We start from the raw sequence: 25,105 nt of genomic DNA on the forward strand, positions 1-25,105 counted from the left end.
AACCACCCTGGAGCGCCCGTCGCAGCCGCGCCGGCGACGCCGCGCCCGTGAAACACGTCGTGACCGAACGGGCCGCGCTGGAAGAGGTCTCGGTCTTCCACCGTCAGGGTCCGTGGCGCACGCCCGCAGCACGCCCCGGGCCGGACCGGCGGCTGCGGTGCGGCCTTTCGCCTTCAGTGCGCCGGCGCGGTGCGTACGCGCGTGCCCAGGAACCGGTGCAAGTAGTAGGCGAGGGTGTTGCCGCGGCGGGCGGGCTGGGCGTCGGTGGCCTCTTTCCAGCACACGGCACTCGCTTCCTTGAAGAACTGGGGGGCGGACTCGTGGTCGTCGGCAGTGACTTCCACCAGGAGGCGCCGAGGGCCGGGGGTGTGCTGTTCGCCGGGCACCCGTTCGTCAACGGCCTCCGGCGCCGTCCTGTTGGGCAGTTCCTCGGACCGTCCCGTTCCGGCGACACGAGACCCGAGTGCCGGCGATGCGGGGACGGCAGGGTCTGAGGGGACCGCGGCAAGGATGACTTGGAGGAGTTCGGCGAAGTTCGTTCCGGGGGCGGGGATTTCGAGGTCGGGGTGGCGGTCGTAGCCGATGGTGACGGCGCGGGAGACGAACTGGATGACCGCGGTGGCCGTCTGGGTGTGCCGGCGGGGACCGGCCGGGGTGAGGCGGCTGAGGATCCGCAGCAGGGTGGGCAGACTCGTATCGGCGTTGACCACGTCGGAGGCGGGCGAGCCCCGGTCGTAGAAGGAGGCGCTGTCCGCCTCTCCTGCGTAGGCGCCGATCTGGGTCTGCCACAGAGCGGCCGCGTGGGCGTCGCCGCGGGCGAGGTGGTGCAGGTAGAGGCAGTAGGAGGCGGGCGCGTCATCCGCGCCGGCGGCATACTGCCACCAGAACCGGGCGCCGTCGTCGTCGCCGGCGATGCGCAGCACGCAGCCGAGGATCCACGCGGCGCGCGGCTGGGGGACCTGGTCGGTGAGGAAGTCGACGATCTGTGCGGCGCTGCAGTGGGCGACGGCCGTCTCGCACAGGGCGGCGAGCTCTCCCGCAGCATCTTCGTCGGCCGAGCCGGGACTGGGGTTCCCCGTGGTCTGGCCGAGGTCGTCGAAGGCGTAGTAGGCCGAGTCGTCGTGGGGCACGACGTCGGCGGGCACGGAGGCGTCCAGCAGGCGGGACTGGGCGAGGAGATCGTCGATGACGCTCATGGGGGCTGATCACTCCAGGGTGTCGGGGTGGGTGCCGGGGTGGAGGCCGTGCAGGGCGCCCCTGGCGTGGCGTGCGAGGCTGTGGGTGATGGCCGGGGGCAGGCCGATGATGCCGGGCACGGCGTCCTCGTCGACGCCGCACAGGAAGCGCAGGACGGTGACATCCATCTGGTCCTCGGCAAGGCGGGCGACGGCGTCGAAGAAGGCCACCATCCGGGCGGCCCGGGCCAGGCAGTCGTCGAGGTCGTCGCTCCCGGCCACGGCCACGGTCCGCAGGGCTGCGGCCCGGAGGTCCGGGTGCCCGGCGTGGGTGTCGGCCCGCGCCATGACCTTGGCTCTCAGCAGGTTCCACGCGTGACGGGGCGTGTTGCTGCTGCTAGTCGCCTCCTTCCAGTTCAGCCACAGGATGTCGAAGGTCTCCGCGACGACCCGGCGGGCGCGGGCCTCGGTCTGCAGGAACGCCTGGGCGTAGGCGGTGTAGGGGCGGTCCATGGCCTGTTTGAAGGCGAGGTGGGGGACGGGCGGGTCCTCCGGCCCCAGGGGCTGCACGGCGTGGATACCGTTTTTTATCCAGATGTCCTTCTTATCCGCTTCCCGGGCGGCTGCCGTCCACAGGCGCCGTAACGGCCAGGGAGGGATGTCCAGGACCTTGACCACGCTGTAGGTCATCGCCCAGCCCGGGTAGTAGCCCTTGCCCCGCAGCAGTTCGGACAGCCTGGTCTTGGAGTAGCCGGAGCGGCTGACGAGGTCGTCGAGGGTCAGCCCGCTGGCGGCGAGCCGTCGGCGGACCTGCTCCAGCCAGGTCCGGTGGGTCACTCCGACGGTGTCGCAGATGGGCCCGGGCGGGCGTCCTCTGCGGCTGGGAGGCTCACCGTCGGACTGGTCGGATATCTGGGGCGTGTTCACCGCGACAGCTCCTCGTTCCCGGCCGCCGGAGCGCGCCGCGTGCCGCCGCCGTCGAACGCGGCGGCGATCTGCCGGACGAGGAGTCCGAGGGAGGGCAGCAGCGCGGCCACTGCCGCGAGATGGCCGAGCACGGTCATCACCGTGCTCCACGCGAGGACCGTCGCCATCACGACCACGGTCATCACCTGCTTACTGTTCATGGCACCTTCCGTGCGCAGGCAGAAAGAGGGGTCTGGGGGTGCTCTCCTGGCGGCGGTGCTGAAGCGCCGCCGGGAAAGCTGGACCACAGCATGGTGCTCCCCCTCGCATCACTCAACGTGATCATGAAGTTGCGGAACAATGGCCTCTGCCGTCACCCCGGCGCAGGCAGGTGCCGCAGCACGTCGATGCCGGCCCACACCGACACCAAATGACGCCTGAATGAACACTTTTGGGGGTGAACTCGTCCTTCGCGGTGCGGGTGGAGCCGGAGAGCGCACTATGGGAGTGACGCCCCGGCGTCGCACCTTCCGGTCTGGGAGGCCGCGCGGGCCCCTTGTGCTGAAGAACCCCCGAAGGGGACCGCCCCGCTTCCGTCCAGCCATCCACGCTGGGCGGAAGCGGCCCGCTCCCCACCGAGCGGCACCGGCGTGGATCTCGCCCGGCGTTCAGCCCAAGGGCGGTTGCTTCGGTCCGTCGCACCCGCTCCTGCCCGTGCGCATTCATCGGTGCCCGGGACGGATCGTCGACCGTTCGGCAGGCCAAGGCGGCCGAAGGCCAAAGGTCCCTGGTCAACGAGGCCGCGCGACCGGCACTGCCTTCACCGGCGTGGTGACGTGTCGTCCGGTCCCGCCCGTCGGCGGCCACGAGGGCCGGGCTGACGCCGGCCGCCGAGCCGGGGAAAGCCGGGGAAGGCCGGGGAAACAGGTGTCAGAATCGTCCTGGCGGATTCCGCTGCCCCTCAGCGGTCGGTGTAGACACGGACCTGCTGCGGCCGCACGATGCGCTCCTCCAAGCGGTAGCCGTGCCGCACCACTTCGGCGACATAGCCGCTCTGTTCCGGGGAGAGCGCGGGGATCACTCCGACGGCCTCCTGCGTGTCGGGGTCGAACGGGCCAGGGGTGACGGGGATCCGGGTCATGCCGTACTTCTCCAGGACAGCCAGCAGTTCGGCGGCGACGGAGCCGGCGAAGGCGTCGTCCTGCCGCTCTACCCGGTCGACGAGGAGTACGAGGTCGTAGAGCAGCGGCTGCAGGACGCGTCCCTCGGCGGCCTTGCGCGTGTGGTCGAGGTCGGCGAGCAGAGCGTCGATGCTGCGACGGGTCTCCCGGTCGTTGAGCAGCCGCCGGCGGAACTGGTCACCGAGTGCGGCGAGTTCCTCGCGCATGCCGTCGACCGCATCGGCCACCACGGCGAACGGGTCCGCCGCCGGGGCGGGCGGTGGGCTCTGCGGCGGCCGGGACGGTTCCGCGGGCTGGGGGCCCGGCGGCTCTTCCGGTTGCGGCACGGGGGGCGGAGTGGTCATGAAGCTCTCCCGGTCTGCGGCTTCTGGTCGGGGGGCAGGTCGTTGTAGTTGTGCCGCCAACGCGGTTTGACGCCCATCGCGATCGGCAGCCCGAGGAGTCCGGCGAGGGCCGGCAGACCGAACTCCGGCGGCACCACGAACATGAGCGCGAAGCAGCCGGCCATGACCCAGGCCATGCTCTTGTACCAGCGCCAGGTCCTGGTGCGTGCCCTGCTCGCTTCCTCCCGGTAGCCGTTCAGGAGGTCACGCAGCTCATCGTCCGTGATACCGACGGCCAGTGCCTGCTCCACACAGTGCGTGACCATGGAGGCGCCGGTCTCCGAAGCGACGACGTACCGCTGCCTGTCCGGGTGCCAGGACATCGATTCCTCGGCGCGCAGCGCCCAGATCCTGCCGATCTCGTTGCGGACGACCGCGTGGCCGGGCCGTTCCACAAGGACCCGCTCGTAGTTGCTGAGGGCCTCGTCGTGACGTCCGGCCTCGTGGAGGTTCTTGGCCGCGGCGACCCGGTGGTCGATCTGGTGGGGCGCGAGCCGGACCGCCGCGAGATACCAGTCGGCGGCGGTCACCGGGTCACCGATCCGCTCGTAGACCCGGGCGATCAGGACGTGGAGGAGCGCGTCGCCGGGAGACAGCGCGAGGGCCCGCCGGAACTCCTGCACCGCGTCGGTGAGCTGTCCTTGGCCGGCGTGCAGGGAACCGAGCAGCCGCCAGGCCGCCCCGTTGGCCTCGTCATGGTGCACAGCCTGCCGCAGCTCGTACAGGGCGCCCTCGTTGTCGCCCTCGCTCATCAGTCTGCGAGCGTGGCCCACCCAGTCCCGAACCTGCCGGCCCGGCTGCGGCTGGCGGTGAGGCTGCGGCCCGGGGCCGGAATCGACCAGGCGCCGCGTCTGGTGGAGCCGGCGGTCGTACACCTTGCGCCGGGCGCGGTCGAGCAGTTCCTTGCGTGCCTCGGAGATCAGCTCGACCTTGTCCTCGGCCTCTCGCCGCTTCTTGGCGTCGGGGGCCCGGCTGGCCCGGCTCGACCAGGTACGGAAGGCCCGGTCGAGCTGTCCGGAGACCTGGTCGGCGGTCGCGGAGGGGTCGATGCCGAACTCGGCGTAGTAGTCGGGTATGTCCTCTGGCGTCATCGTTGTCGGCTCCGGCTGGAGGGGCGGACCGGACCTAGAGAGTCGGGACGCGGGCGACGCGGTCACCCAGTTCGGTCAGTTCGTCCGGGCTCAGGTTGTCGGGGCGCTCGAGCTCGAACTCGCCGAGCCACTTGCCGGTGGTGCCGTCTTTCACCTCGACGTGGATGATGCCGTCGACGTCATAGGAGTAGAACACCTCGAAGGGCGCCCCCTTCGGATATCGCGGGATCTCGATGTCGCCCTCCCCGACCTTCTTCACATAGGCCAGGTCTTCGTCGTCCCCCTCCGTCACCTGGACCCGCAGCCGCCGCTGCCGGTCGAAGAGCGTGTAGAAGGTGTCGCTCTTCTTCGTGGGTACGGGCGTGTTGTGCGGGATGATCACCGCGTTGTACTGGCGGTCGTGGTTGTCCAGGTCGGTCGCGACCATGCCGAGGGACTGAGAGGTGACGTCTTTGATGGACCTCACCTTCCCCTGGGTGAGGCGGGCCAGGCCGTCGCCGGGGGAGGACTCGACGCTCGCCCCGCTGCCGACGTACTTCCGTTTCTCCGCCGCCTCCTCGGCGCGCACCGCGGCGTCCAGCCCGACCAGCGCGGCGCCGAGCGCGACCACCTCGTCCTGGGAGATGCCGCGCTCCGGCTCCTTGCCGGAGAGGTGCCGGACCAGTTCCTGCACCATGGGCATCCGGGTGGAGCCGCCGACCAGCAGGAGCCGGTCGATGCCGTCCCAGCCGAGCCTCGCCTCCGCCAGTACGCCCTCGGTGATGATGCGGGTGCGGTCGAGGAGTTCGGCGGTGATCTCCTCGAACTTCTCGCGGGTCACCCGTATCTGCTCGTGGCGGCCGCCGGCGGAGAGCATCACGACGGCCTGCGGGGCGTGGGAGAGGGTCCGTTTGGCGATCTCCGCCTTGTCCCGCAGTTCGGCCTGCAGACCGCTGTCCTCGGTGAGGTCGGGGCCGCCCGAGGCCTTGAACGCGCCGTTGAGGTGGTTCATCAGCGCGCCGTCCCAGTCGAATCCGCCGAGGTTGCGGTCCCCGTCGGTGGCGATCACCGTGTAATCGCCGTCCTCGACCCGCATGACGGTGACGTCGAAGGTGCCGCCGCCGAGGTCGTAGACGAGTACGGTGCCGATGCGCGCGCCGCCCTCTTCGTCCTCCCCGTCCTCCTCCCCGTCGGCGAAGGACCGGTCGAGGCCGTAGGCGAGCGCGGCGGCGGTGGGCTCGTTGACGATACGCAGCACCTCCAGCCCGGCGAGCCGTCCGGCATCCTGTGTCGCCTTGCGCCGGACGTCGTCGAAGTACGCCGGTACGGTGATCACCGCCCGCTCGACGGGCTCGCCCAGCATGATCTCGGCGTCTTCCTTCAGGCGTTTGAGCAGCAGAGCGGAGATCTCCTCGGGACGGTACGGCGTGCCCGACTCCGAGTGGTAGACGGGGTTGGTCTCCCCCATGTAGCGCTTGACGAACTGCACCACGTGGTCGGGGGCCGTGGCCGCGGACCGCTTCGCCTGCGAGCCGACGACCACGGTGTCGCCCTGGAACATCACCACGGACGGTGTGATGTTCTCGCCCTCCCGGTTGCGGACGATGGACGGGCTTCCCGCCCGGTCGGCGACCGCCACGGCGCAGTACGTCGTCCCGAGGTCTATGCCCACCACACGTGTCACCGCTGTCTCCCCCTCTGCACGCGGAACTGCCGACAGCAGCAATCATGCCCATTCCAGGCACAGTTGACATGCTTTCAGCGATGAAGCTCTTTCGGGGTTCCGGTCCGCGCCGTCAGGCAGCCGGGCGAGGCGGACGGACGGCTCCGGCAGACTCTCCGGCCCGCGTCCGCGGCACGCCGTCGACCCGCGTCACGGAAGCGCTCTCGGCCTGCGCCGCGCCGCCACGTCCTCCACCCATCCGCACAACTGCTTCTGCAGCCGTTCGATCGCCTGCGAACGCCCCTCCATGATCGGCGTCAACGACATCGCCGGTGAGACCTTCACCCTGGCCGACGCGGCACGGGTGCGGTCCTTCGCCGAGGAGAGGGAGATCGTCTGGGTGTCGATGTGGCCCGCGTGCCGGGACCGGCAGTGCGCGAAGAGGGATCGGGACGGGGACGACGCCGCGACCGACTGCAGCGGAGGTGACGCAGGAACAAGGCGCGTTCGCGCGGGCGTTCACGGGATGACCGGTACGGTCGCCCGCGGGCCGCCCGCCTTAGAGCTGCGAACAATAGGGGCGCCCGGCTCGCGACGCCCGGTACGCACGCTCGCGGCGTTGCCGGAAGGCCCTGGTAGCTCCGCTACCAGGGCCTTCCGGCGCCTTGCGATCGCACGCACCGGACGCCGCGAGCTGATCGGACTCCCCTATTGTTCGCAGCTCTTAGCCCCCTCGGGGCCCGCGAGGCGGCGGCCTCGGACCCCGTGTCCGTCTCGTTCGTCCCTGGTCCGCGGCACGGTGACACCGGCTTCGGCCAGTCGTCGAGCCCCCGCGGTCCTGCCCCCTGTGCGCGGGGGCCCGGGCGGCCTCACGGCCCCGCCGCCCTCCCGGCCGAGGTGCCACCGGTTCCCGGCGGTCTTCGGCTCACGGCTGGGCGGCGTTCGACGTCGTGGCGGGTTTGGTGTGGAGGATGTCGCGGGCCTGGTCCGCGGCGCGGGCGAGGCTTTCGGAGACGTAGTCGAGGAAGCGGGCGATGTTCTCCATGCGGACGGCGGACGGGGTGCCGGGCACGAGGACGGCGACGCCCTGGCGTGCGGTCTCGGCGACGCGGGCGGTGGAGCGGACGCTGGCCATCATCGACTGGTACCAGACGTCGTCGTCGATGGTGTACCGCTCGCGACGGCGCTCGTCGCGTTCACGGCGGACGAGGTCCTGGCTCTCCAGGAACGCGATCGCCTTGGAGACGGATGCCGGGCTCACCTGGAGGCGCTGGACCAGTTCGGCGGCGGTGAGGCTGCCGGTGTCGCTGACGCACAGACAGGCCATGACCCGTGCCATCATCCTGGGCGTGCCCGAGGCGATGAAGACGGTGGTGAGCGTCTCCTCGTACTCACGCACCGCCTCGGGGTCGCGCCCGTGGGGCTGCGGGGGCGCCGACGCGTCGCGGGGCGCGGCCTGCCTGCGGCGGTGGGCGCGGCGTTCGGTGGCACGGTGGGCCAGGTCGGCGCGGTAGGCGAGGGGACCGCCGTTGCGCATCACCTCGCGCGTGATCGTCGAGGTGGGCCGTTCCAGGCGTCTGGCGATTTCCGCGTAGGCGAGGCCGTCGGCCAGGCCCAGCGCGATCCGCTGACGTTCGGACTGGGTGAGCCTGCCTCCCGGCATCGCGGCCTCCTGCTTGCTTCCTGATGGCTCGTGGGGTGCTCAGCTTAGCGTTCACCACCAGTTCATTGCAACGACCGGCGAGCCAGCGTTGCGTTAATCGCGAGGGTCATCGCAACGATACTGGGTGAATGACCTGCGCTTATGCGCCTTCCTCGCAACACGCTCATTGCCGCTCTCATGAACGCAACGTAGTGTTTCCCACGTAAGAAACGCCGATCCGAAGGAAAGAACGATGCAGCAGTTCGCCACTCCCGCCCCGGTCACCGCCGTCCTGGACGTCCCCGCCGGACGTATCCAGGTCATCGCCGCCGACCGCGCCGACACCACCGTCGAGGTCCGCCCGGCCGACCCCGCCAAGGACCGTGACGTGAAGACCGCCGAGCAGACCACCGTCGAATGCGCCGACGGCGTCCTGCGGATCCGCGTTCCCGAGCCCGGGAACCAGTACTTCGGCCCCTCCGGAGCCGTCGAGGTCACCGTCCGACTGCCCGCCGGATCGGCCGTCGAGGCCAGGACCGCCTCCTGCGAGCTGCGCGGTGTCGGCCGGCTGGGCGACGTCGTCTTCGAGGGGGCGTACCGGCAGGCCAAGATCGACGAGGCCGCGAGCGTGCGCCTCACCGCGGTCGACGGCGACGTCGAGATCGGACGGCTGGGAGGTGCCGCGCGGATCAGCACCGCGCGGGGGGACATCCGGATCGCCGAGGCCCTGGGCGGCAAGGTCGAGCTGAGCACCCAGGACGGAAGCATCTCGGTCGCCGCCGCCGCCGGCGTCTCGTCCGCCCTGGACGCCGGCACCTCCTACGGCCGCGTCAGCAATGCCCTCAAGAACGACGGCACCACCACGCTCGACATCCGCGCCACCACCTCCCGCGGCGACATCACCGCCCGCAGCCTGTGAGAGCTGGGAACACAAGGGGCGCAGCGGCTCACGACGCCCGGCGCGCACGCTCGCGGCGTGACCGGAAGGCCCTGACAGCTCCGTCACAAGGCCCCTCCGGCGCCTTGTGATCGCACACGCGCGACGCCGCGAGCCGATCGCACTCCCCTTTCGTCCGCAGCTCTGGAACAGCGGCAGCACGGGACGTCCGGCCGGTTCCCGGGCTCGTCGCCTGCCACTTCGACCGGCCGTCCCGAGCCAGTCGTGCAACGTCTCACCCAACCAGGGGGAATCCCGATGACGAACAGCAACGCGCCCTCGTCCGTCTCGCAGTGGACCGGGATGGTGCAGGTCGACGACACGGCCCTGGCCGTCACCGACACCGGCGGCCACGGCGTCCCGGTCATCTACCTCAACGGCCAGTTCGCCACCCAGGGGTACTGGCGGCGGGTCCTCGCCGAACTGGGCGGCGAGTGGCGCCACATCACCTTCGACGAGCGGGCCCGCGGCAGGAAGTCGGGCCGCTCCGCGGACTACTCCTTCGAGGCCGCCGTCCGCGACGTCGACGCCGTCCTCCTGGCCCGCGACGTGGACCGGGCCGTGGTGGTGGGCTGGTCCTACGGAGCCCTGGTCGCCGCGCACTGGGCCCACCGCAACCCCGACCGCGCCCTGGGCGCGGTCCTGGTCGACGGCGCGTACCCCTACGACTGGCTCGACGACGCGATGGAGCAGCGCATCCGCAAGCTGTTCAAGCGGATGGGCTGGTTCACCCCGCTGCTGCGCCCGACGGGGCTCACGCCGCGGATGACGCCCGCCGAGCAGGCCGACAGCAACATCGAACTCGGCAGACTCTCCCGCGAGCGCGAACTCGGTCCCGTGCTGGACGGCATCACCGTCCCGGTGCGCTACGTCGTCGCGTCGGGGACGTCCTTCGGCAGCCGGGGCGACGAGCAGGAACGGATCCGCACCAGCCTCGCCGCGGTGACCTCCCGCAACGCGCACATCCAGAGCACCAAGGTGCCCAGCAACCACGGCGCGATCCTCAAGAAGGACTTCCGTGCCGTCGCGGAGGCCGTCCGGGAGGTCGGCCTCGGCGGCGGCCGGCGCTGAGGACCTACTCGCGGGAGTCCCCAGCGTCGGTGCGGGAAGTCCGCGGGTCCCGTCGCGGCGCGAAGGTGGAACGTCCCGGGCGTCCGCACGGTCCGCCGGCACCGTCCGGCCGAGGCGCGGAGCGGGCCCCGAACGGCGCTTCCCCCGCGTGAGCCCGGTCCGGGCCCCGCACCGTCGTCGGGCCGCCGACCGGCGGTTACTCTGCCCGCATGAACGGTACTGAGGGGGCGGGAGGTCTTCCCGGGTGGCGCGTGCTCGTCGTCGGGGGCGCGTCGGGGATGGGGAAGACCGGTGTGGGCCGGGCCTTGGCGCGGCGATACGGCATCCCCCTCGTGGAGGTCGACGACATCGTGGAGGCCCTCCTCGCGGTGACCCTGCCCAGGCACCTGCCGGAGGTCCACTTCTGGCGCACGCACCCGGACGCCGCCCACCAGGCGCCCGAGTCGGTGGTCGAACAGCAGATCGCGATCGCCCGGACGCTGGCCCCGGCGGTCGCGGCCGTGACGGCCAACCATGTGGACACCGGCACGCCGGTGGTCCTGGAGGGCGACTACGTCCTGCCCGTTCCGGCCTCCCCCGGAGGGCCCGTCCGTACCGTCTTCCTCCACGAGGACGACGAGGCACAGGTGGCGGCCAACTACCTCTGCCGGGAGCCGGAGACCGGACCGCAGCGCCATCGCGCACGCGTCAGCGTGCTGTACGGCCGATGGCTCGCCGCGCAGGCACGGGCCGCCCGCGTGCCGGTCATCGCTCCGCGCCCCTGGGCGAACCTGACCGACCGCGTCATCGCGGCGGCCGAAGGCACGGACCGTCGCCGGCTTTCACCGCGTCGCTGAGCGGCGTACGGGAACTCCGCGGTCGCCGAGGCACGCGACCGACTGGTTCCCCGCATCGGTGTCGGCCCGCGAGGACGGCGGCCGGCTCGTCAGTGGAGACCGTGCGGCAGCGGCCGCGGGGAGTGGTCCGAGGCGTTGTGACGGACGGTCTCGTTCGCCGGCCGATGGCCACGCGTCGTCGGGCGGCGGGATCGCGGCGGGCGGCAGCGGACGAGGCTCGTCCCGGACGTCGGGCCGCTCGCCCGGGGGCTGCCGGACCGGGCCGGCCGCCGGCTCCAGGAGTCGACGACCGTCTGACGGCCGGCCCGCACCCCCGGCCCGGCCACCGCGGGGCGGGCCGATGTCCGGGCGCCTTCCCGAGCGCCCCCGGGCGCCCGGCCGCCGCCCGGAGCCGAGGCACCCGGTCGAGGCGGGCCTACCGCGCCGTCACCGTCACGTACCGCGTCTTCTTCACCCGGCCGTGATGGGCGACGACCGTCACGGGGTAGCGGCCCGGCGCGAGGCCGGAACGGATGGTGGCCGTGCCGAAGAAGCGCGGGTCGTCGCCGTCGGCGGCCTTGCTGTCGTCGTAGCGAAGGCGCAGCGCCCCGGTGAACGCCGGGGAGGTGGCGGTCAGCCGCGTCTGCTCGCCCGGGTCCGGGTACTCGTCGTGCCACATGACCGCGACCTGATGCCCGACGCGGACCCGGAACCGGTGGGTGCCGCCCGAGTAGCCCTGGGCCGGGTCGTAGAAGTCCGGCCCGTACGCCTTGCCAAGGTAGTCGCGGTCGCCGGGGCGGGACGCGCGGACCTTCAGGCGCTTCTCGGCGATGCGGCGGCCGTGCGGGCCGTACAGTCCGAAGGTGTACGTGCCGTCCGCCAGGACGGGCTTGAGCTGCAACTGCGCGGAGAAGGCCCGTGGGTTGTAGAAGTCCGTGGTCTCGTCGTGGACGAGTCGCACGGGCCCGGGCAGGGCCGCGGACCGCACGGTGAAGCCGGTGCCCCGCTCACCGGGGTACAGGTCGTCGAAACCCGCCCACACCGTCTCCCCGGGGCGGGCCACGTGGTGCGACGCCGGCAGACTGAAGGAGGGCCGCCGGGAGCGTACGACCTGGATCCTGTCGTGGGCCACGGTACGGCCGTGGACGGCGACCGTCAGCGGATACCAGCCGGGCTCGTCCGTCATCTTGAGGGCCGCCAGGGCCCAGTAGTGGTCGCCCTCCCATGCCAGCCGTGCCGTCCCGCCCAGCGCGGGCGACCGGGCGGTCACCGCGTCGCCGCCCTGGGCACGGCTGACGCCGTAGAGCATCATGTGGACCAGTTGCCCGGGGCGGGCATCGGTGTGGCCGTTGAGGATCAGGCTGGGCTTGCCGCTGGTGCTCCCGGGGGTGGCGGACGCGGTCTTGTGCACGGCGGGCGCGGAGGCGGCCGTGGTGTGCGCCGCTCCGGCCGCGCTCCCCGCGGTGGCGCACCCGCACAGCACGAGCCACCCCGCCGTGACGGCCAGGGCCCTGGACCAGTTCATCGTGCCTCCAGTAGTTCGGTCACCCGGGAAGAGGGCGAAACGGCGCTGCTGGTCAGCTCCGGCGGCGCAAGAGGCGCGAATGTTACGCATTCGCCGGCCGGCAGCGGCCCGCTCGCGGCGGTGCGGGAGGGTACGCGGGCGACGGCCCGAGGCCGCCGGCGGTGCGGGGCTCGTACTCCTCCCCGCAGAGGGCGGCGTGAGCGGCCCGGACGTCTCCTGATCCTCCAGCGACTCCGGGCGGAGGGAGACCGCCGGGCCGCCTTCCAAGGCCCTTTGGTCTGCCTGGCCGGTCCGCGCCAGGGGCCGGAGAGGGCGGCCCCGGGGTGCTGGGCCGGTCGAGTGCTCCGGGCTCTGGACTAAGCTACGGAGTCGCGTTGCTCTCACAGAGCAGCACCGGGTCTTTCAGGCAGCGGAAGCCCGGGCTTCGCGGCGGCACCCGTGTGCCGGTCCGCGAAGCCGTCACGTCATGCGGAGTGTCCGCGACTCGGGGGGCGGCCCTTCTGCTGAACGGGCATCGCGTGGCTGCGCGCCTCTCGGGGGGCTTCACGTGGGTGGTCCCTGCATGCGTGGTCAGGGGGAGTTCGGGCAGGGACGAGCGGGACGAGGTTACGCATGACCAGCGAGGGGACCAGGGCCGTCGAGGCCGTGCCGGACGCACGGGAGCTGCGGCAGCTGCTGGCCGGTCTGACGGCCGTACGGGACGGTGACTTCGGCACGCGGCTGCCGGAGGACGCCGCCGGTCTCATGGGTGACATCGCGACCGTGTTCAACGGCATGGTCGACCAGCTGTCCGTGTTCACCTCCGAGGTCACCCGGGTGGCCCGGGAGGTGGGTACCGAGGGGACGCTGGGCGGGCAGGCGGAGGTGCCCGGGGTGTCCGGGACCTGGGCCGTGCTCACGGATTCCGTCAATGCCATGGCGGGCAACCTGACCACGCAGGTCCGTGACATCGCCCAGGTGGCGACCGCGGTCGCCAAGGGCGACCTGTCGCAGAAGATCGACGTTCCGGCGCGTGGCGAGATCCTCCAGCTGAAGAACACCGTCAACACGATGGTCGACCAGCTGTCGGCGTTCGCCGACGAGGTCACCCGCGTCGCCCGCGAGGTCGGCACCGAGGGCCGCCTCGGCGGCCAGGCCAAGATGCCCGGTGTCGCCGGCGTGTGGCGGGACCTGACCGACTCCGTGAACTTCATGGCGGGCAACCTGACCAGTCAGGTCCGCAACGTCGCTCAGGTGACCACGGCGGTGGCCAAGGGCGACCTCTCGCAGAAGATCACCGTGGACGCCCGCGGCGAGATCCTCGAACTGAAGAGCACCATCAACACGATGGTCGACCAGTTGTCGGCGTTCGCCGACGAGGTCACCCGCGTCGCCCGCGAGGTCGGCACCGAGGGACGTCTCGGCGGCCAGGCCGACGTCAAGGGCGTCAAGGGCACTTGGCGGGACCTGACCGACTCCGTGAACTCGATGGCGGGCAATCTCACCAACCAGGTCCGCAACGTCGCCCATGTGGCGACCGCCGTCGCCAAGGGCGACCTCTCGCAGAAGATCACGGTCGATGCCCGGGGCGAGATCCTGGAGCTGAAGACCACCATGAACACGATGGTCGACCAGTTGTCCGCGTTCGCCGACGAGGTCACCCGCGTCGCCCGCGAGGTCGGCACCGAGGGCCGCCTCGGCGGCCAGGCCGACGTCAAGGGTGTCTCCGGCACGTGGAAGGACCTCACCGACAACGTCAACGTGATGGCGTCCAACCTGACCGGTCAGGTCCGCTCCATCGCCCAGGTCGCCACCGCCGTGGCCCGCGGCGACCTCTCCCGCAAGATCACGGTGGAGGCCGAGGGCGAGATCGCGGCCCTTGCCGACGTGATCAACACCATGGTCGACACGCTCTCCGCGTTCGCCGAACAGGTCACCCGCGTCGCCCGCGAGGTCGGCACCGAGGGCCGCCTGGGCGGCCAGGCCCATGTGCCGAACGTGGCGGGCACGTGGAAGGACCTCACCGACAACGTCAACTCCATGGCCGACAACCTCACCGGTCAGGTGCGCAACATCGCGCTGGTGACGACCGCGGTGGCCCGGGGCGACCTGTCGAAGAAGATCGACGTCGACGCGCGCGGCGAGATCCTGGAGCTGAAGACGACCATCAACACCATGGTCGACCAGCTGTCCGCGTTCGCCGACGAGGTCACCCGCGTCGCCCGCGAGGTCGGCACCGAGGGCCGCCTCGGCGGCCAGGCCGAGGTGGAAGGCGTCTCCGGCACCTGGAAGCGCCTGACGGAGAACGTCAACGAGCTGGCCGGCAACCTGACCCGCCAGGTGCGGGCGATCGGCGCGGTGGCCAGCGCCGTCGCCGAGGGCGACCTGACCCGGTCGATCACCGTGGAGGCGTCCGGCGAGGTCGCCGAGCTCAAGGACAACATCAACTCCATGGTGGAGTCGTTGCGCGAGACCACCCGGGCCAACCAGGAGCAGGACTGGCTGAAGACCAATGTGGCGCGGATCTCCTCGCTGCTCCAGGGCCACCGGGAGCTGCCGGTGGTCGCCGAGTTGATCATGGAGGAGCTGACACCGCTGGTGTCGGCCCAGTACGGTGCCTTCTACCTCGCCGAGGACGGGGAGCGCGGTCCCGAGCTGCGGCTCGTCGGCTCCTACGGCAGGGCCGAGGACGACTTCCGGCCCACCCGCTTCTCCTTCGGCCGCTCGCTGGTCGGTCAGGCCGCCCACAGTCGCCGTACCATCGCGGTCGAGGACCTGCCCCCCGGGTACGTCACCATCTCCTCCGGGCTGGGGCAGGCCGTCCCCCGGGCACTGGTCCTGCTGCCGATCCTGTTCGAGGACCAGGTCCTCGGCGTCATCGAGCTGGCGTCGGTCACCGCGTTCACGCCGACCCACCGGGACTTCCTGGAACAGCTGCGCGAGGCGCTCGGCGTGAACGTCAACACGATCGTGGCGAACGCCCGCACCGACGAGCTGCTGGAGGAGTCCCAGCGGCTCACCGCCGAACTGCAGGCCCGCTCGGCCGAGTTGCAGGCCCAGCAGGACGAGTTGCAGCGTTCCAACGCCGAGCTGGAGGACAAGGCGTCGCTGCTCGCGGACCAGAACCGTGACATCGAGGCGAAGAACCTGCAGATCGAGCAGGCGCGACGGGAGCTGGAGGCCCGCGCCCAGCAGTTGTCGCTGGCCTCGAAGTACAAGTCGGAGTTCCTGGCGAACATGAGCCACGAGCTGCGCACCCCGCTCAACAGTCTTCTCATCCTGGCCCAGTTGCTGGCTCAGAACCCCTCGCGCAACCTCACGCCGAAACAGGTCGAGTACGCGGGAATCATCCACTCGGCCGGCAGCGACCTGCTCCAGCTGATCAACGACATCCTCGACCTGTCGAAGGTCGAGGCCGGCAAGATGGACGTCACTCCGGAGCGGGTGCCGCTGGACCGGCTCATCGAGTACGTGGAGGCCACGTTCCGGCCGATGACCACCCAGAAGGGCCTGGAGTTCGACGTCAGCACCGCGCCCGGCGCGCCCGCCGATCTGCTCACCGACGATTCCCGCCTGCGGCAGATCCTGCGCAACCTGCTGTCCAACGCGGTGAAGTTCACCGAGCAGGGCGGCGTGGAGCTGTCCATCGAGTCCGCGGCGGACGACGAGGTGCCCGCGGGGGTCGTGCGGGGCGGCGCCGTCGTCGCCTTCCGGGTCAAGGACACCGGCATCGGCATTCCGGAGCAGCACCTGGAGACGATCTTCGGTGCCTTCCAGCAGGCGGACGGCACCACGAGCCGCAAGTACGGCGGCACCGGTCTGGGCCTGTCCATCACGCGCGAGATCGCCCATCTGCTGGGCGGCGCCGTGGTGGTGGACAGCGTCCCGGGCCGGGGCAGCACCTTCACGCTCTTCCTGCCGGTGGCCCGCCCCGACTTCGAGCGGCTGCTCGGCGGCGGACGCCCGGCCGAGCAGGCGACGGACGAGCCGGCCGCTCTCACCGGTCCGGTGGCCGCGACCGGGCAGCCGGCGGCCCCGGCCCGGCCGCATCCGCGCCGGCTGCTCGTCGTCGAGGAGCGCTCCCGTGGTCTGCTGACCCTGGTCGCCGAGAGCGTGGTCGCGGACCTGTCCCGGCACAGCCCGGACGACGGCACCGCGCTGTCCGCGGTGGAGGTCATCACCGCGGTGGGGGCGCAGGAGGCGGCGGGCGCGCTGGCCGCCAGGCCCTGCCACTGCGTCGTCCTGGACCTCGACATGCCCGAGGGCGAGGCCGACCGGTTCCTCATGGCGCTGCACAGCGACTCGGGGCTGACGGGTGTGCCGGTGCTCGTCCACGGTGGTCACCGTCCTGACGCGGGTTCGGAGGAGGTGCTGCGCCGGCACCGGGACGACGGATCCGTGGAGTTCCTCTCCGGCCTGGACGAGCTGCGCGAACGCATCGCCCTGCACCTGTCGGCCGAGGAGCCCGGGGATGTGCTGTCCCTGGTGCGGTCCGAGGAGCCGCAGGATCTCGCGCCGCCCGTCGACGACCGCTTCCGGGGCCGTACCGTCCTGGTCGTCGACGACGACGCGCGCAACCTGTTCGCGCTCAGCGGGATCCTGGAGATGTACGGCTTCCGGGTGCTGCACGCGGAGAACGGACGCAAGGGCATCGACACGCTGCTCGGCAATCCCGGCATCGCGCTGGTCCTGATGGACGTGATGATGCCGGAGATGGACGGCTACACGGCCACCGCGGAGATCCGCAAGCTGCCCCAGTACGCCGATCTGCCGATCATCGCCGTCACCGCGAAGGCGATGCCGGGTGACCGGGAGAAGTCCCTGGCGTCGGGTGCGAGCGACTACGTCACCAAGCCCGTGGACGCCCACGACCTGATCGCCTGCGTCCGACGCTGGCTGTCCGCATGAGCGAGCGAGCACCCTTCGGCCGAGGAGCCTCCGCAACGTGAGCACCACCGACAAGCCGCACGGGCCGGGAGCCGCCGGGCCCCGCCCGGAGCCGGCCGCGCCCACCTGGCCGGCGGCGGGCGGCGCCGCGGTCCCGCCGGACCTGGCCGGCGCCTCACCCGCCTCACCCGCCTCACCGGTCGGCAGGCTGGCCGCCACGGTGGAGCGGCTGCGCCGCGAAGTCCTCAGCGCGCAGGCGGAGGCGGAGGGCCGGGCACTGGTCGAGATGGCCAAGGGCATCCTGGTCGAGCGGCTGGGGTGCGGTCCGGCACAGGCGGCCCGGCAACTCGCCGAGCTGACCGAACAGGCCAAGATGACGACGCTGGAGTTCGCGGTCGAGGTCATCAACCAGGCCGCCCGCGACCGCGTGGCGGAGGTCACGGACGCCTTCCTGGCCGCCGCCGGCGGCGCGGCCGAACGCGACACCGCCGCCGTACGGCTCAGGGCGGCCGAGAGCGGGGCACTGGCGGCCGACGACACCCAGGCCGTCGCCGACTCCCTGCTGGAGCACGCGCTGCGTCCGCTGGGCGCGGTCGCCGTGGCCGTGTGGGCCGCGGGAGCCGACGGCTCGCTGACCCTCGTCGGCAGCGCCGGGTTCTCCCCGGCGGAGGCCACCCGGTGGCGGTACGTCCCGCCGGAGGTGGCGACGGTGGCACGCCGCGGCCTGACCGAGCGCGACGGGCAGTGGCTGTCCTCGCTCTCCGCGACCGGGCTGCCGACCATCGGCCGGCACGCGCACCCGGACGGCGGCCGGGTCGCGGTCCCCGCGGGCACCGGCGGGCGCATCCACGGCGTGCTGGAGATCGCCTGGCCGGAACCGCTCGCACCCCAGCCGCCGCAGATCGTCCGGCAGGTGGACGCCCTGGCCGAGCTGTGCGCGCACACCCTGGAGACGTACACGCTGCGCCGGGACGCGGGGCACGAGCCGGGGATCCTGCCGCCCACCGCCGAGCTGATGGACCTGGCGGACGGGCTGCACGACCCCGCCCTGGTCCTGGTCCCGCACATCGACGGCTCCGGGCAGCTGGTCGACTTCCGCATCCAGCACGTCAACAGCCGCTTCCTGGACCCGGCGGGCCGCCCCCGCGCGGTGGTCAACGGTGCGCTGCTGCTGGAGGCGTACCCCATGGCCGCCGGCAAGAGCGAGCTGTTCCAGCGGGTGGAGCGGGTGTGGGCCACGGGCGAGCCGTTCCGGGCACGCCGCATGCAGCTGACCTCGCTGGTGGACCAGGTGCCGCTGTCGACGGTCGCGGACATCAGCATCAGCCGGCACGGCAGCAGCGTGCTGCTGCTGTGGCGCATCGAGGACGAGACGGCACGGCTGGCGAGTCTCCTCCAGCACGCCCAGCGTCTGGGCCGCATCGGCGGCTTCGAGGAGAACCTGCTCACGGGTGAGATCACCTGGAACGACCAGCTGTTCCAGCTGTACGGGCGGCCGCCGTCCAGCACGCCGGTTCCCCTGGAGGAACTGCCCGAGCACGCGCACTTCGACGACGCGGTGCCCCTGGGCCGTTTCCTGCGCACGGTGCTGCACCAGCGCAGGCCGTCCTCCGCGGCGTTCCGCCTGCAGCGCCCCGACGGCGTGACCCGGCACATCCGGGTCGTCGCCGAACCCGTGCTGGACACCGACGGCCGGCTGTTCGCGGTCCGGGGCGCCTACCAGGACATCTCCGCCCAGCACTGGACGGAGGTCGCACTCGCCGCAACCCGTGACCAACTCGCCCACACCGAGCAGCAGGCGACGGAGCGCAACCGGCTGACCCTGCAACTGCAGCACGCCATCATGCCGCCGACGCAGGCACCGCTGCGGGTGTCCGGTCTGGAGATCGCGGTGCGCTACCGGCCGGCGGAGACCGAGCACCTGGTGGGCGGCGACTGGTACGACACCGTGGTGCTGCCGTCCGGGCTGGTGCTGCTCTGTGTGGGCGACGTCGCCGGGCACGGCATCGAGGCCGCCACCAGCATGGTGGTGCTGCGCAACGCCCTGCGCGGGCTCGCCGTGACCGGGGCGGGACCGGGCCAGCTGCTGTCGTGGCTGAACATCGTGGCACACCACCTCACCGGCGCGGTCACCGCCACCGCGGTCTGCGCGCTCTACGACCGCGACCGCCGCACCCTGCGGTGGGCGCGGGCGGGCCACCTCCCGCCCGTCCTGGTCCGCGGGTCGGAGGCCGCGCCGCTCCCCCTCATCAAGGGCCTGCTGCTGGGCGCGGTGCCCGACGCCGTGTACGAGGAGGCGGAGCTGCAGTTGGCGCCGGGGGACACCATGCTGATGTACACCGACGGACTGATCGAACGCCGGGACCGGACCGTGGAGGAATCCCTGGCCCACCTGCTGGCCACGGCCCGTACGGCGCCCAGGACGCTGGACCAGCAGCTGGACCGCCTGCTGACCTACAGCAAGTCGGACACGGACGACGACACCTGCGTCGTCGGCACCCGGGTGGTGTGACGACACCTGCGTCGTCGGCACCCGGGTGGTGTGACGACGCCTGCGTCGTCGGTACCCGGGTGGTGAGGGGAGGCCCCTGCCCGGCGTGCCGAACAGACCGTGATCCGCCCGGTCGCCGCCTCACCGGGTGACGGGGAGTCAGTGCTGCTTCCCGCAGACGCGGTCAGGGGCCCCGGCCCGTCGGCGGCTCCTCACCGGCACGCGTCGGTCCTGGGTGCGACCGGACGGGTCCCCGGCCGTACCCGGCCTACAGGGGCGGGCGGCCGGTGATGGCGCCGTCGGGGTCGTCGGCCAGGGCGAGGCGGGCGGTGATGCGTTTGCCGACCGGTTCGCGCTGTACCGCGAAGCCCTGGGCAACGGCCATGACGATCTCCAGGCCGTGCTGTCCCACCCGGCCGGCGTCCGCGGCCCGGGCGACAGGCAGCACCGGATCGGAGTCCCACACCGAGATCTCGACCATGCCCCCGGTGATCCGCAGGTCCAGCAGGGCCGGTCCGGGCGCGTACTTGCGGGCGTTGGTGACCAGCTCACTGACCACCAGCTGCGTGAGGTCCATGGCACGCCGGGAGACAGGCAGTCCGTGCTCGGCCTGCACCCGGCCGAGGAACTCGGCGGCCAGATGGCGGGCCTGCGCGATGTCGGTGCCGTCACCCTCCAGAGCAACAGTGGTCTGTATCACATAGTCGTCCGGCATGGCGCCGTCCTCGCCCGTGGGCCCTGCATCCATCGCCGTCGCCTTCATTGCCACGTTCACCCTCGCGCGCATACCCACGCCGATCAGGTTGACACCCACTGCTCCGCTGTCCCTCCGCGGCCTTCGGTGCACACGGGCATCACGGAGTGCCGCAGGGAGCAGTATCCCGGGCCGACGGGCCACTGTGCCAGCACCTCCCGAGGGGCCGAGGAGGAGGTGACGGTCACCGCACACGCCCGCGCCGCCGTCGAGACCCTGCCGCCGGACAGGCATGGGAACGACGCCCGCGGGTAGACGCGCGGAGCCGGACGGGGAAGGGCCGCCACCTGGGGAGGTCGATCAGCCCTCCCCCGCCGGCCACTGCGCCACGGCACGGCGCGGCACCCGGGACCTCCCGCGTGCCCGGCGTCGCCGAGAAGTCGCGTACCCCTCCCGGTCCTCCGCCGCCGAGCGGCCGGCCGCCAGGGAGGGTTTCGGAAGTCTGCCCCGCGGCGTCCGGCACGCAAGCTCGCCGCTTTGCCGGGATCATCCCCGTACGCCCGGTACGAGGACGGCCCTCCGCCTTGCGACCCCGCGGGTCAATACGCCTAGGAGGTGTGGGCGCGGATCCGTGCGAGCAGGGTCCGCAGGTGCTCGCGGTCGTCCTCGTCCAGGGCCGCGGTCGCCTCGGCGAGGGCGAGGCGGTCGATCTCCTCCGCCTCGCGATGGCAGCGGAGCCCTTCCTCGGTGAGCCGGACCAGCAGCGCCCGCCGGTCCTGCGGGTGGGGGATGCGCTGCACCAGGCCGTCGCGTTCGAGGCTGTCCACGATCGTGGTGGCGGTGCGGGCCGCGATGCCCGCCATCTCGCCCAGTTCGCCCATGCGCAGCGGCTGCCGGGCCCGGGCCAGCATGCGCAGGGCGCGCAACCGGGCCACCGAGGCGCCCTTCTCCCGCAGCCGGGATTCCACGAACTGCCGTAGCCGGTACGTCGTCTCGTACAGCTCGTCGACCAGGACGTCGCTGCTGCCTTGCACTGCCATGCCGCCCAGTCTCCCGTGTCCCGCGCCGCCCTCGCACGTGTCCCGGGCGGGGCCACTGCCGCACCGTGGGAAAAGCCGTGTCCTGAGCAAGCACATAGTGAGTATGCTCAGCATATGCCACGACGTCTCCCCCTGCCCCGCGCCGCCCGGCCGTTCCGGCTCAGCCAGCGGCTGGTCGTCCCCATCGTGTGCGTCAGCGTGACGTTCGTCGCGATCGTCGACGGAGCGATCACCACCGTGGCCCTGCCCTCGATCGCCGGTCAGTTCCGGCTGACCACCGCCGCCCTGGACGGCGTGGTCGTGGTCTACCCCGTCTGCCTGGCCATGGCCATACCGGCCTCCGCGTGGCTGGTCGAGCGGTTCGGCGGCAAACGCGTCCTGCTGACCGCCCTGGCCGGTTTCCTGGGCTCGTCGCTGCTGTGCGGGGCGGCGCTCGGGATCGGTCAGCTCGTCACTTACCGAGCCGTGCAGGGGCTCTCGGCCGGGCTCCTCTTCCCGGCCTCCACCGCACTGCTGTTCAGCACCTTCACCTCGGCCGAACAGCTGCGCGTCTCCCGTTACATGATCGTCCCCCAGCAGATCGCCCCCGCCGCCGCCCCCGTGCTGGGCGGGCTGCTCGTGGACCACCTGTCCTGGCGGTGGGTCTTCTACGTCAACCTGCCGGTGGGCCTGCCCGCCCTGCTGTTCGGCGCACTGTTCCTGGCCGGTGGCCGCGGCGGCCGGCCGGGCCGCTTCGACCTGCCAGGGCTGCTGCTGAGCGCGGGCGGCCTGGGGACCGTGATGTTCGGTGTGTGCGAAGGACCCGAGCGCGGCTGGGCCTCCCCCGCCGTCCTCGTCTCCCTCGCGTCCGGCGCGGCCCTGCTGGCGGCCGCCGTCGCCGTGGAACTGCGCACGGCCCAGCCCCTGTTGCGGCTGCGCCTGTTCACCGACCGGCTGTTCCGGGACACCAACCTGATCAACCTGATCGGCCTGATCCCCATCATGGGCGCGCTGTACCTGGGTCCGCTCTTCCTCCAGCAGGCCCAGGGCCGTACGGCGCTGGAGTCGGGCCTGACCACCTTCCCCGAGGCGTTCGGAGTGCTGCTGACCGTCCAGCTCGCCGGCGTCCTGTACGCCAGGGTCGGTCCGCGTGTGATCGCCGGCTGCGGCCTGACCGGTGTCACCGTCGTGCTGCTGCTCTTCGCCGCCTGCGGATCGGACACCGGTCTGTGGACCTTCCGCGGGCTGATGTTCCTGTTCGGTGCCGCGATCGGGTGCTTCTTCATCCCCACCACGATCGCCTCGCTGGCCACCGTCGAGCGCGCGGACCTGGCCCAGGCCACGATGCTGAACACCGTCGTGCGCCAGACCGGCGGCGCGCTCGCCCCGGCAGCGGTGACCACGGCCCTCGTGCTCGGCACATCGCCGGGGGCCTCCGCCCTACCACCGCTGCCCGCCTACCAGCACGCCTATCTCGCTCTGGCGGCCGTCGCGGCGGCGACGGCGGTCTTCGCCTTCACCCTCCCCGACGGCCCCGCCCGCGCCGCCGCCCGCGGCACCACCGCGACGGCGGCCTCCACCGCCCCGCGCACCCTGGAGCCGAAGACGTGAAGCAGCGGAAGTCACCGCTGCGCGGTTCCTGGTACGGCCCCCACTCGGGGTGCTCCGTGGGCCTCGTGGCGTAGTGCTCGTTCAGGCCGCCCGCCTCGCGCTGCACCCAGCGGGTCACCGCCGCGTTCCCCGCGCGCTGCTGAAGCGCGGCCATACCGGTGAGGGGCGGCGTCTCACGCCTGACGGCGGCCCGGGGCGTCGTCCCCGCCTGCGTGGCCCTGAGCTGCTCGCGCACGCTTTCCTCCCCCTTCCCCGGCCGGTGCCGGCGAGCCTAGTAGGGCTTGGTCATCTTCATTCGTGCATGCGTGTCTACTGCTCGCGAGCGTCGTTGGAATGGTGTGACACCTGAGGAGATGGCCGGGGTCCGGGAGGATCTGGAGGCGTTCGCGGCGGAGTTGTTCGACGGGTTCTTCCGTGCGGATCAGCGGCGGTGGGGGCAGGCGTATGTGCGGGGACTGCTTTTGGACGGCCGGCGTAAGTCGGTGGAGCCGATGGCGGCACGTCTGGGTGAGGACGGCAACCGTCAGGCGCTGGCGCACTTCATCACCTCCAGCCCGTGGGATCCGGCCCATGTCCGGGCCCGGCTGGCCTGGCGGATGACCGAGGCGATCGGTCCGGAGGCATTGATCGTCGACGACACCGGCTTCTTGAAGGACGGGGACGCCTCGGCGTGTGTGTCGCGGCAGTACACCGGCACCGCGGGCAAGGTCACCAAATGCCAGGTCGGGGTGTCGCTGCACCTGGCCCGGGATCACGCCTCGGCCGCGGTGAACCGGCGACTGTTCCTGCCCGCTTCGTGGGATCCCGACTCGCCGGAGGCCGATGCGGTCAAGGTCGCCCGCCGCAGTCGCTGCGGCATCCCCGACCAGGTGGGGCACGTGGAGAAGTGGCAGCTGGCCCTGGACATGATCGACGAGAGCAGGTCGTGGGGCATCGACATTCCCCTGGTCGTCGCGGACGCCGGATACGGCGATGCCGCCGCCTTCCGCCACGGCCTGGAAGAACGCAACCTGCCCTACGCGGTGGGCATTTCCTGCCGTCACACCGCCCACCCGGCCGACGCCCGGCCCGTCCAGCCCGCCTACGCCGGCACCGGCCGGCCACCGCAGTTGCAGTATCCCGAGCCTGCGCAGACCGTCAAAGACCTGGTCATCGCGGCCGGCAGGACGGCCGCGAGACCGGTGTCCTGGCGAGAAGGCTCGCGCCCTGGCAAAGGAATCAGCGGCTTCAAACGCATCTGCTCGCGGTTCGTGGCTCTGCGCATCCGCCCGGCCGGACGCGGTGTCCGCCAGGCCACCGACGGTCCTGAGCTGCCCGAACGCTGGCTGCTGGCCGAATGGCCGGCCACTGAAGCCGAACCCGTGCAGTTCTGGCTCTCCAGCCTGCCCTCCGGCATGCCGCTGGCGACCCTGGTCCGGCTGGTCAAGCTGCGCTGGCGCATCGAACACGACTACCGGGAGATGAAACAGGCTCTGGGCCTGGCCCATTTCGAAGGCCGCACCTGGGGTGGCTGGCATCACCACGTCACCCTCGTATCGGCCGCCCATGCCTTTTGCACGCTGCAACGACTGGCACGAAACCCAAAAGACGCGGCGCAGGCCTGAGCCTCTACCAAGTCGTCCGAGAACTCCAAACCCTTCTCGCCACCTGGGCCGGCGCCTGCCCCACCTGCCACCGCGACATACCCACACTGATACGGACCTGACCAAGCCCTACTAGAGAGGTGACACTGAACGGACGAGGTACGAGAGGGCGTTTCTGAGGGCATGCTCACCTTCGGCCCCGTCCCATCCGACGGGACCGGGACGACGGGGGGCTGGAGGCACGGGCGGTGAAGGCCCGGAAGTGTTCGGCCTTGCGTTCGTGGCGACGATGCGGGCGGCGGCCGCCGCCCGGCCAGGGCGGCGAGGGGAGGCCGCGTCGAGGACCTCGGGGGGAGGCCGCGTCGGCCGGAACCGCGAGCCACTGGCCGGTGACCCGGAACCGTCCGGGCACCAGCGGACCGTGGCCGGCGAAGACACCCGTACGATCGGAGAGAACGTCCGAGTCGCCGTGG

The 25,105-nt window shown here is 71.8% G+C and carries 17 protein-coding genes and 1 pseudogene; 8 read left to right on the forward strand and 10 right to left on the reverse strand.

The window, feature by feature from the left end; genetic code table 11:
• Window positions 1-173 precede the first annotated feature (173 nt).
• From AC6I72_RS33645 to AC6I72_RS33670, 6 genes are all read right to left on the reverse strand, one after another.
• Window positions 174-1,196, reverse strand: a complete 1,023-nt coding sequence (locus AC6I72_RS33645; RefSeq protein WP_498005244.1) for a hypothetical protein — start codon at window positions 1,194-1,196, stop codon at window positions 174-176.
• Window positions 1,197-1,205: 9 nt separating this feature from the next.
• The gene (locus tag AC6I72_RS33650) at window positions 1,206-2,102 is read right to left on the reverse strand and encodes an XRE family transcriptional regulator (protein WP_498005245.1); all 897 of its coding nucleotides are present in this window, start codon (window positions 2,100-2,102) and stop codon (window positions 1,206-1,208) included.
• On the reverse strand, window positions 2,099-2,302 hold the full coding sequence (locus AC6I72_RS33655; RefSeq protein ID WP_498005246.1) for a hypothetical protein: 204 nt from the start codon (window positions 2,300-2,302) through the stop codon (window positions 2,099-2,101). Before AC6I72_RS33655 ends, AC6I72_RS33650 begins: the two co-directional genes overlap by 4 nt.
• A gap of 740 nt (window positions 2,303-3,042) precedes the next feature.
• Window positions 3,043-3,606, reverse strand: a complete 564-nt coding sequence (gene grpE / locus AC6I72_RS33660; RefSeq protein WP_498005247.1) for a nucleotide exchange factor GrpE — start codon at window positions 3,604-3,606, stop codon at window positions 3,043-3,045.
• Entirely contained in the window at window positions 3,603-4,736 is a 1,134-nt protein-coding gene (locus AC6I72_RS33665; RefSeq protein WP_498005248.1) for a tetratricopeptide repeat protein, read from the reverse strand. Before AC6I72_RS33665 ends, grpE begins: the two co-directional genes overlap by 4 nt.
• Before the next feature lie 34 nt (window positions 4,737-4,770).
• Window positions 4,771-6,399: an Hsp70 family protein gene (locus tag AC6I72_RS33670; protein WP_498005249.1), complete on the reverse strand. Its 1,629-nt coding sequence runs from the start codon at window positions 6,397-6,399 to the stop codon at window positions 4,771-4,773.
• A 283-nt stretch (window positions 6,400-6,682) separates the two neighbouring features.
• Here AC6I72_RS33670 and AC6I72_RS33675 point away from each other — a divergent pair.
• Window positions 6,683-6,908 (forward strand): annotated as a pseudogene (locus AC6I72_RS33675) (hydrolase); the annotation flags it as partial.
• A gap of 395 nt (window positions 6,909-7,303) precedes the next feature.
• Here the strand turns inward: AC6I72_RS33675 and AC6I72_RS33680 are convergent.
• Window positions 7,304-8,041 (reverse strand): helix-turn-helix domain-containing protein, encoded by a 738-nt coding sequence (locus tag AC6I72_RS33680; protein WP_498005250.1) that lies wholly within the window; start codon window positions 8,039-8,041, stop codon window positions 7,304-7,306.
• Between the two features lie 232 nt (window positions 8,042-8,273).
• Between AC6I72_RS33680 and AC6I72_RS33685 the strand changes: the two genes are divergently transcribed.
• The 3 genes from AC6I72_RS33685 (at window position 8,274) to AC6I72_RS33695 (ending at window position 10,864) form a co-directional block, all read left to right on the forward strand.
• On the forward strand, window positions 8,274-8,939 hold the full coding sequence (locus tag AC6I72_RS33685; protein WP_498005251.1) for a DUF4097 family beta strand repeat-containing protein: 666 nt from the start codon (window positions 8,274-8,276) through the stop codon (window positions 8,937-8,939).
• 276 nt (window positions 8,940-9,215) lie between these two features.
• Entirely contained in the window at window positions 9,216-10,028 is an 813-nt protein-coding gene (locus tag AC6I72_RS33690; protein ID WP_498005252.1) for an alpha/beta hydrolase, read from the forward strand.
• Window positions 10,029-10,237: 209 nt separating this feature from the next.
• Window positions 10,238-10,864, forward strand: a complete 627-nt coding sequence (locus tag AC6I72_RS33695; protein WP_498005253.1) for a hypothetical protein — start codon at window positions 10,238-10,240, stop codon at window positions 10,862-10,864.
• A gap of 415 nt (window positions 10,865-11,279) precedes the next feature.
• Here the strand turns inward: AC6I72_RS33695 and AC6I72_RS33700 are convergent, their stop codons facing one another.
• The gene (locus AC6I72_RS33700; protein WP_498005254.1) at window positions 11,280-12,368 is read right to left on the reverse strand and encodes a hypothetical protein; all 1,089 of its coding nucleotides are present in this window, start codon (window positions 12,366-12,368) and stop codon (window positions 11,280-11,282) included.
• Between the two features lie 612 nt (window positions 12,369-12,980).
• On the opposite strand from AC6I72_RS33700, the gene AC6I72_RS33705 reads away from it, so the two are divergent.
• Window positions 12,981-17,255, forward strand: a complete 4,275-nt coding sequence (locus AC6I72_RS33705; RefSeq protein WP_498005255.1) for a HAMP domain-containing protein — start codon at window positions 12,981-12,983, stop codon at window positions 17,253-17,255.
• 37 nt (window positions 17,256-17,292) lie between these two features.
• Complete coding sequence (locus AC6I72_RS33710; RefSeq protein WP_498005256.1) at window positions 17,293-19,746, forward strand: SpoIIE family protein phosphatase; 2,454 nt, start codon at window positions 17,293-17,295, stop codon at window positions 19,744-19,746.
• Between the two features lie 247 nt (window positions 19,747-19,993).
• On the opposite strand, the gene AC6I72_RS33715 is transcribed toward AC6I72_RS33710, so the two are convergent.
• On the reverse strand, window positions 19,994-20,473 hold the full coding sequence (locus AC6I72_RS33715) for an ATP-binding protein (protein ID WP_498005257.1): 480 nt from the start codon (window positions 20,471-20,473) through the stop codon (window positions 19,994-19,996).
• A 554-nt stretch (window positions 20,474-21,027) separates the two neighbouring features.
• Window positions 21,028-21,459: a MarR family winged helix-turn-helix transcriptional regulator gene (locus tag AC6I72_RS33720; protein ID WP_498005258.1), complete on the reverse strand. Its 432-nt coding sequence runs from the start codon at window positions 21,457-21,459 to the stop codon at window positions 21,028-21,030.
• 114 nt (window positions 21,460-21,573) lie between these two features.
• On the opposite strand from AC6I72_RS33720, the gene AC6I72_RS33725 reads away from it, so the two are divergent.
• The gene (locus tag AC6I72_RS33725) at window positions 21,574-23,049 is read left to right on the forward strand and encodes a DHA2 family efflux MFS transporter permease subunit (protein ID WP_498005259.1); all 1,476 of its coding nucleotides are present in this window, start codon (window positions 21,574-21,576) and stop codon (window positions 23,047-23,049) included.
• Between the two features lie 353 nt (window positions 23,050-23,402).
• Window positions 23,403-24,653, forward strand: a complete 1,251-nt coding sequence (locus AC6I72_RS33730) for an IS701 family transposase (protein ID WP_498006430.1) — start codon at window positions 23,403-23,405, stop codon at window positions 24,651-24,653.
• Window positions 24,654-25,105: the final 452 nt, after the last annotated feature.

This window comes from Streptomyces sp. Xyl84 (assembly GCF_059731885.1).

Coding starts and splice junctions, on each gene's coding strand:
- AC6I72_RS33645 (WP_498005244.1), bottom strand. CDS start 1,196: ATGAGCGTCATCGACGATCTCCTCGCCCAGTCCCGCCTGCTGGACGCC.
- AC6I72_RS33655 (WP_498005246.1), bottom strand. CDS start 2,302: ATGAACAGTAAGCAGGTGATGACCGTGGTCGTGATGGCGACGGTCCTC.
- grpE (WP_498005247.1), bottom strand. CDS start 3,606: ATGACCACTCCGCCCCCCGTGCCGCAACCGGAAGAGCCGCCGGGCCCC.
- AC6I72_RS33665 (WP_498005248.1), bottom strand. CDS start 4,736: ATGACGCCAGAGGACATACCCGACTACTACGCCGAGTTCGGCATCGAC.
- AC6I72_RS33680 (WP_498005250.1), bottom strand. CDS start 8,041: ATGCCGGGAGGCAGGCTCACCCAGTCCGAACGTCAGCGGATCGCGCTG.
- AC6I72_RS33685 (WP_498005251.1), top strand. CDS start 8,274: ATGCAGCAGTTCGCCACTCCCGCCCCGGTCACCGCCGTCCTGGACGTC.
- AC6I72_RS33690 (WP_498005252.1), top strand. CDS start 9,216: ATGACGAACAGCAACGCGCCCTCGTCCGTCTCGCAGTGGACCGGGATG.
- AC6I72_RS33695 (WP_498005253.1), top strand. CDS start 10,238: ATGAACGGTACTGAGGGGGCGGGAGGTCTTCCCGGGTGGCGCGTGCTC.
- AC6I72_RS33700 (WP_498005254.1), bottom strand. CDS start 12,368: ATGAACTGGTCCAGGGCCCTGGCCGTCACGGCGGGGTGGCTCGTGCTG.
- AC6I72_RS33705 (WP_498005255.1), top strand. CDS start 12,981: ATGACCAGCGAGGGGACCAGGGCCGTCGAGGCCGTGCCGGACGCACGG.
- AC6I72_RS33715 (WP_498005257.1), bottom strand. CDS start 20,473: ATGGATGCAGGGCCCACGGGCGAGGACGGCGCCATGCCGGACGACTAT.
- AC6I72_RS33720 (WP_498005258.1), bottom strand. CDS start 21,459: ATGGCAGTGCAAGGCAGCAGCGACGTCCTGGTCGACGAGCTGTACGAG.
- AC6I72_RS33725 (WP_498005259.1), top strand. CDS start 21,574: ATGCCACGACGTCTCCCCCTGCCCCGCGCCGCCCGGCCGTTCCGGCTC.
- AC6I72_RS33730 (WP_498006430.1), top strand. CDS start 23,403: ATGGCCGGGGTCCGGGAGGATCTGGAGGCGTTCGCGGCGGAGTTGTTC.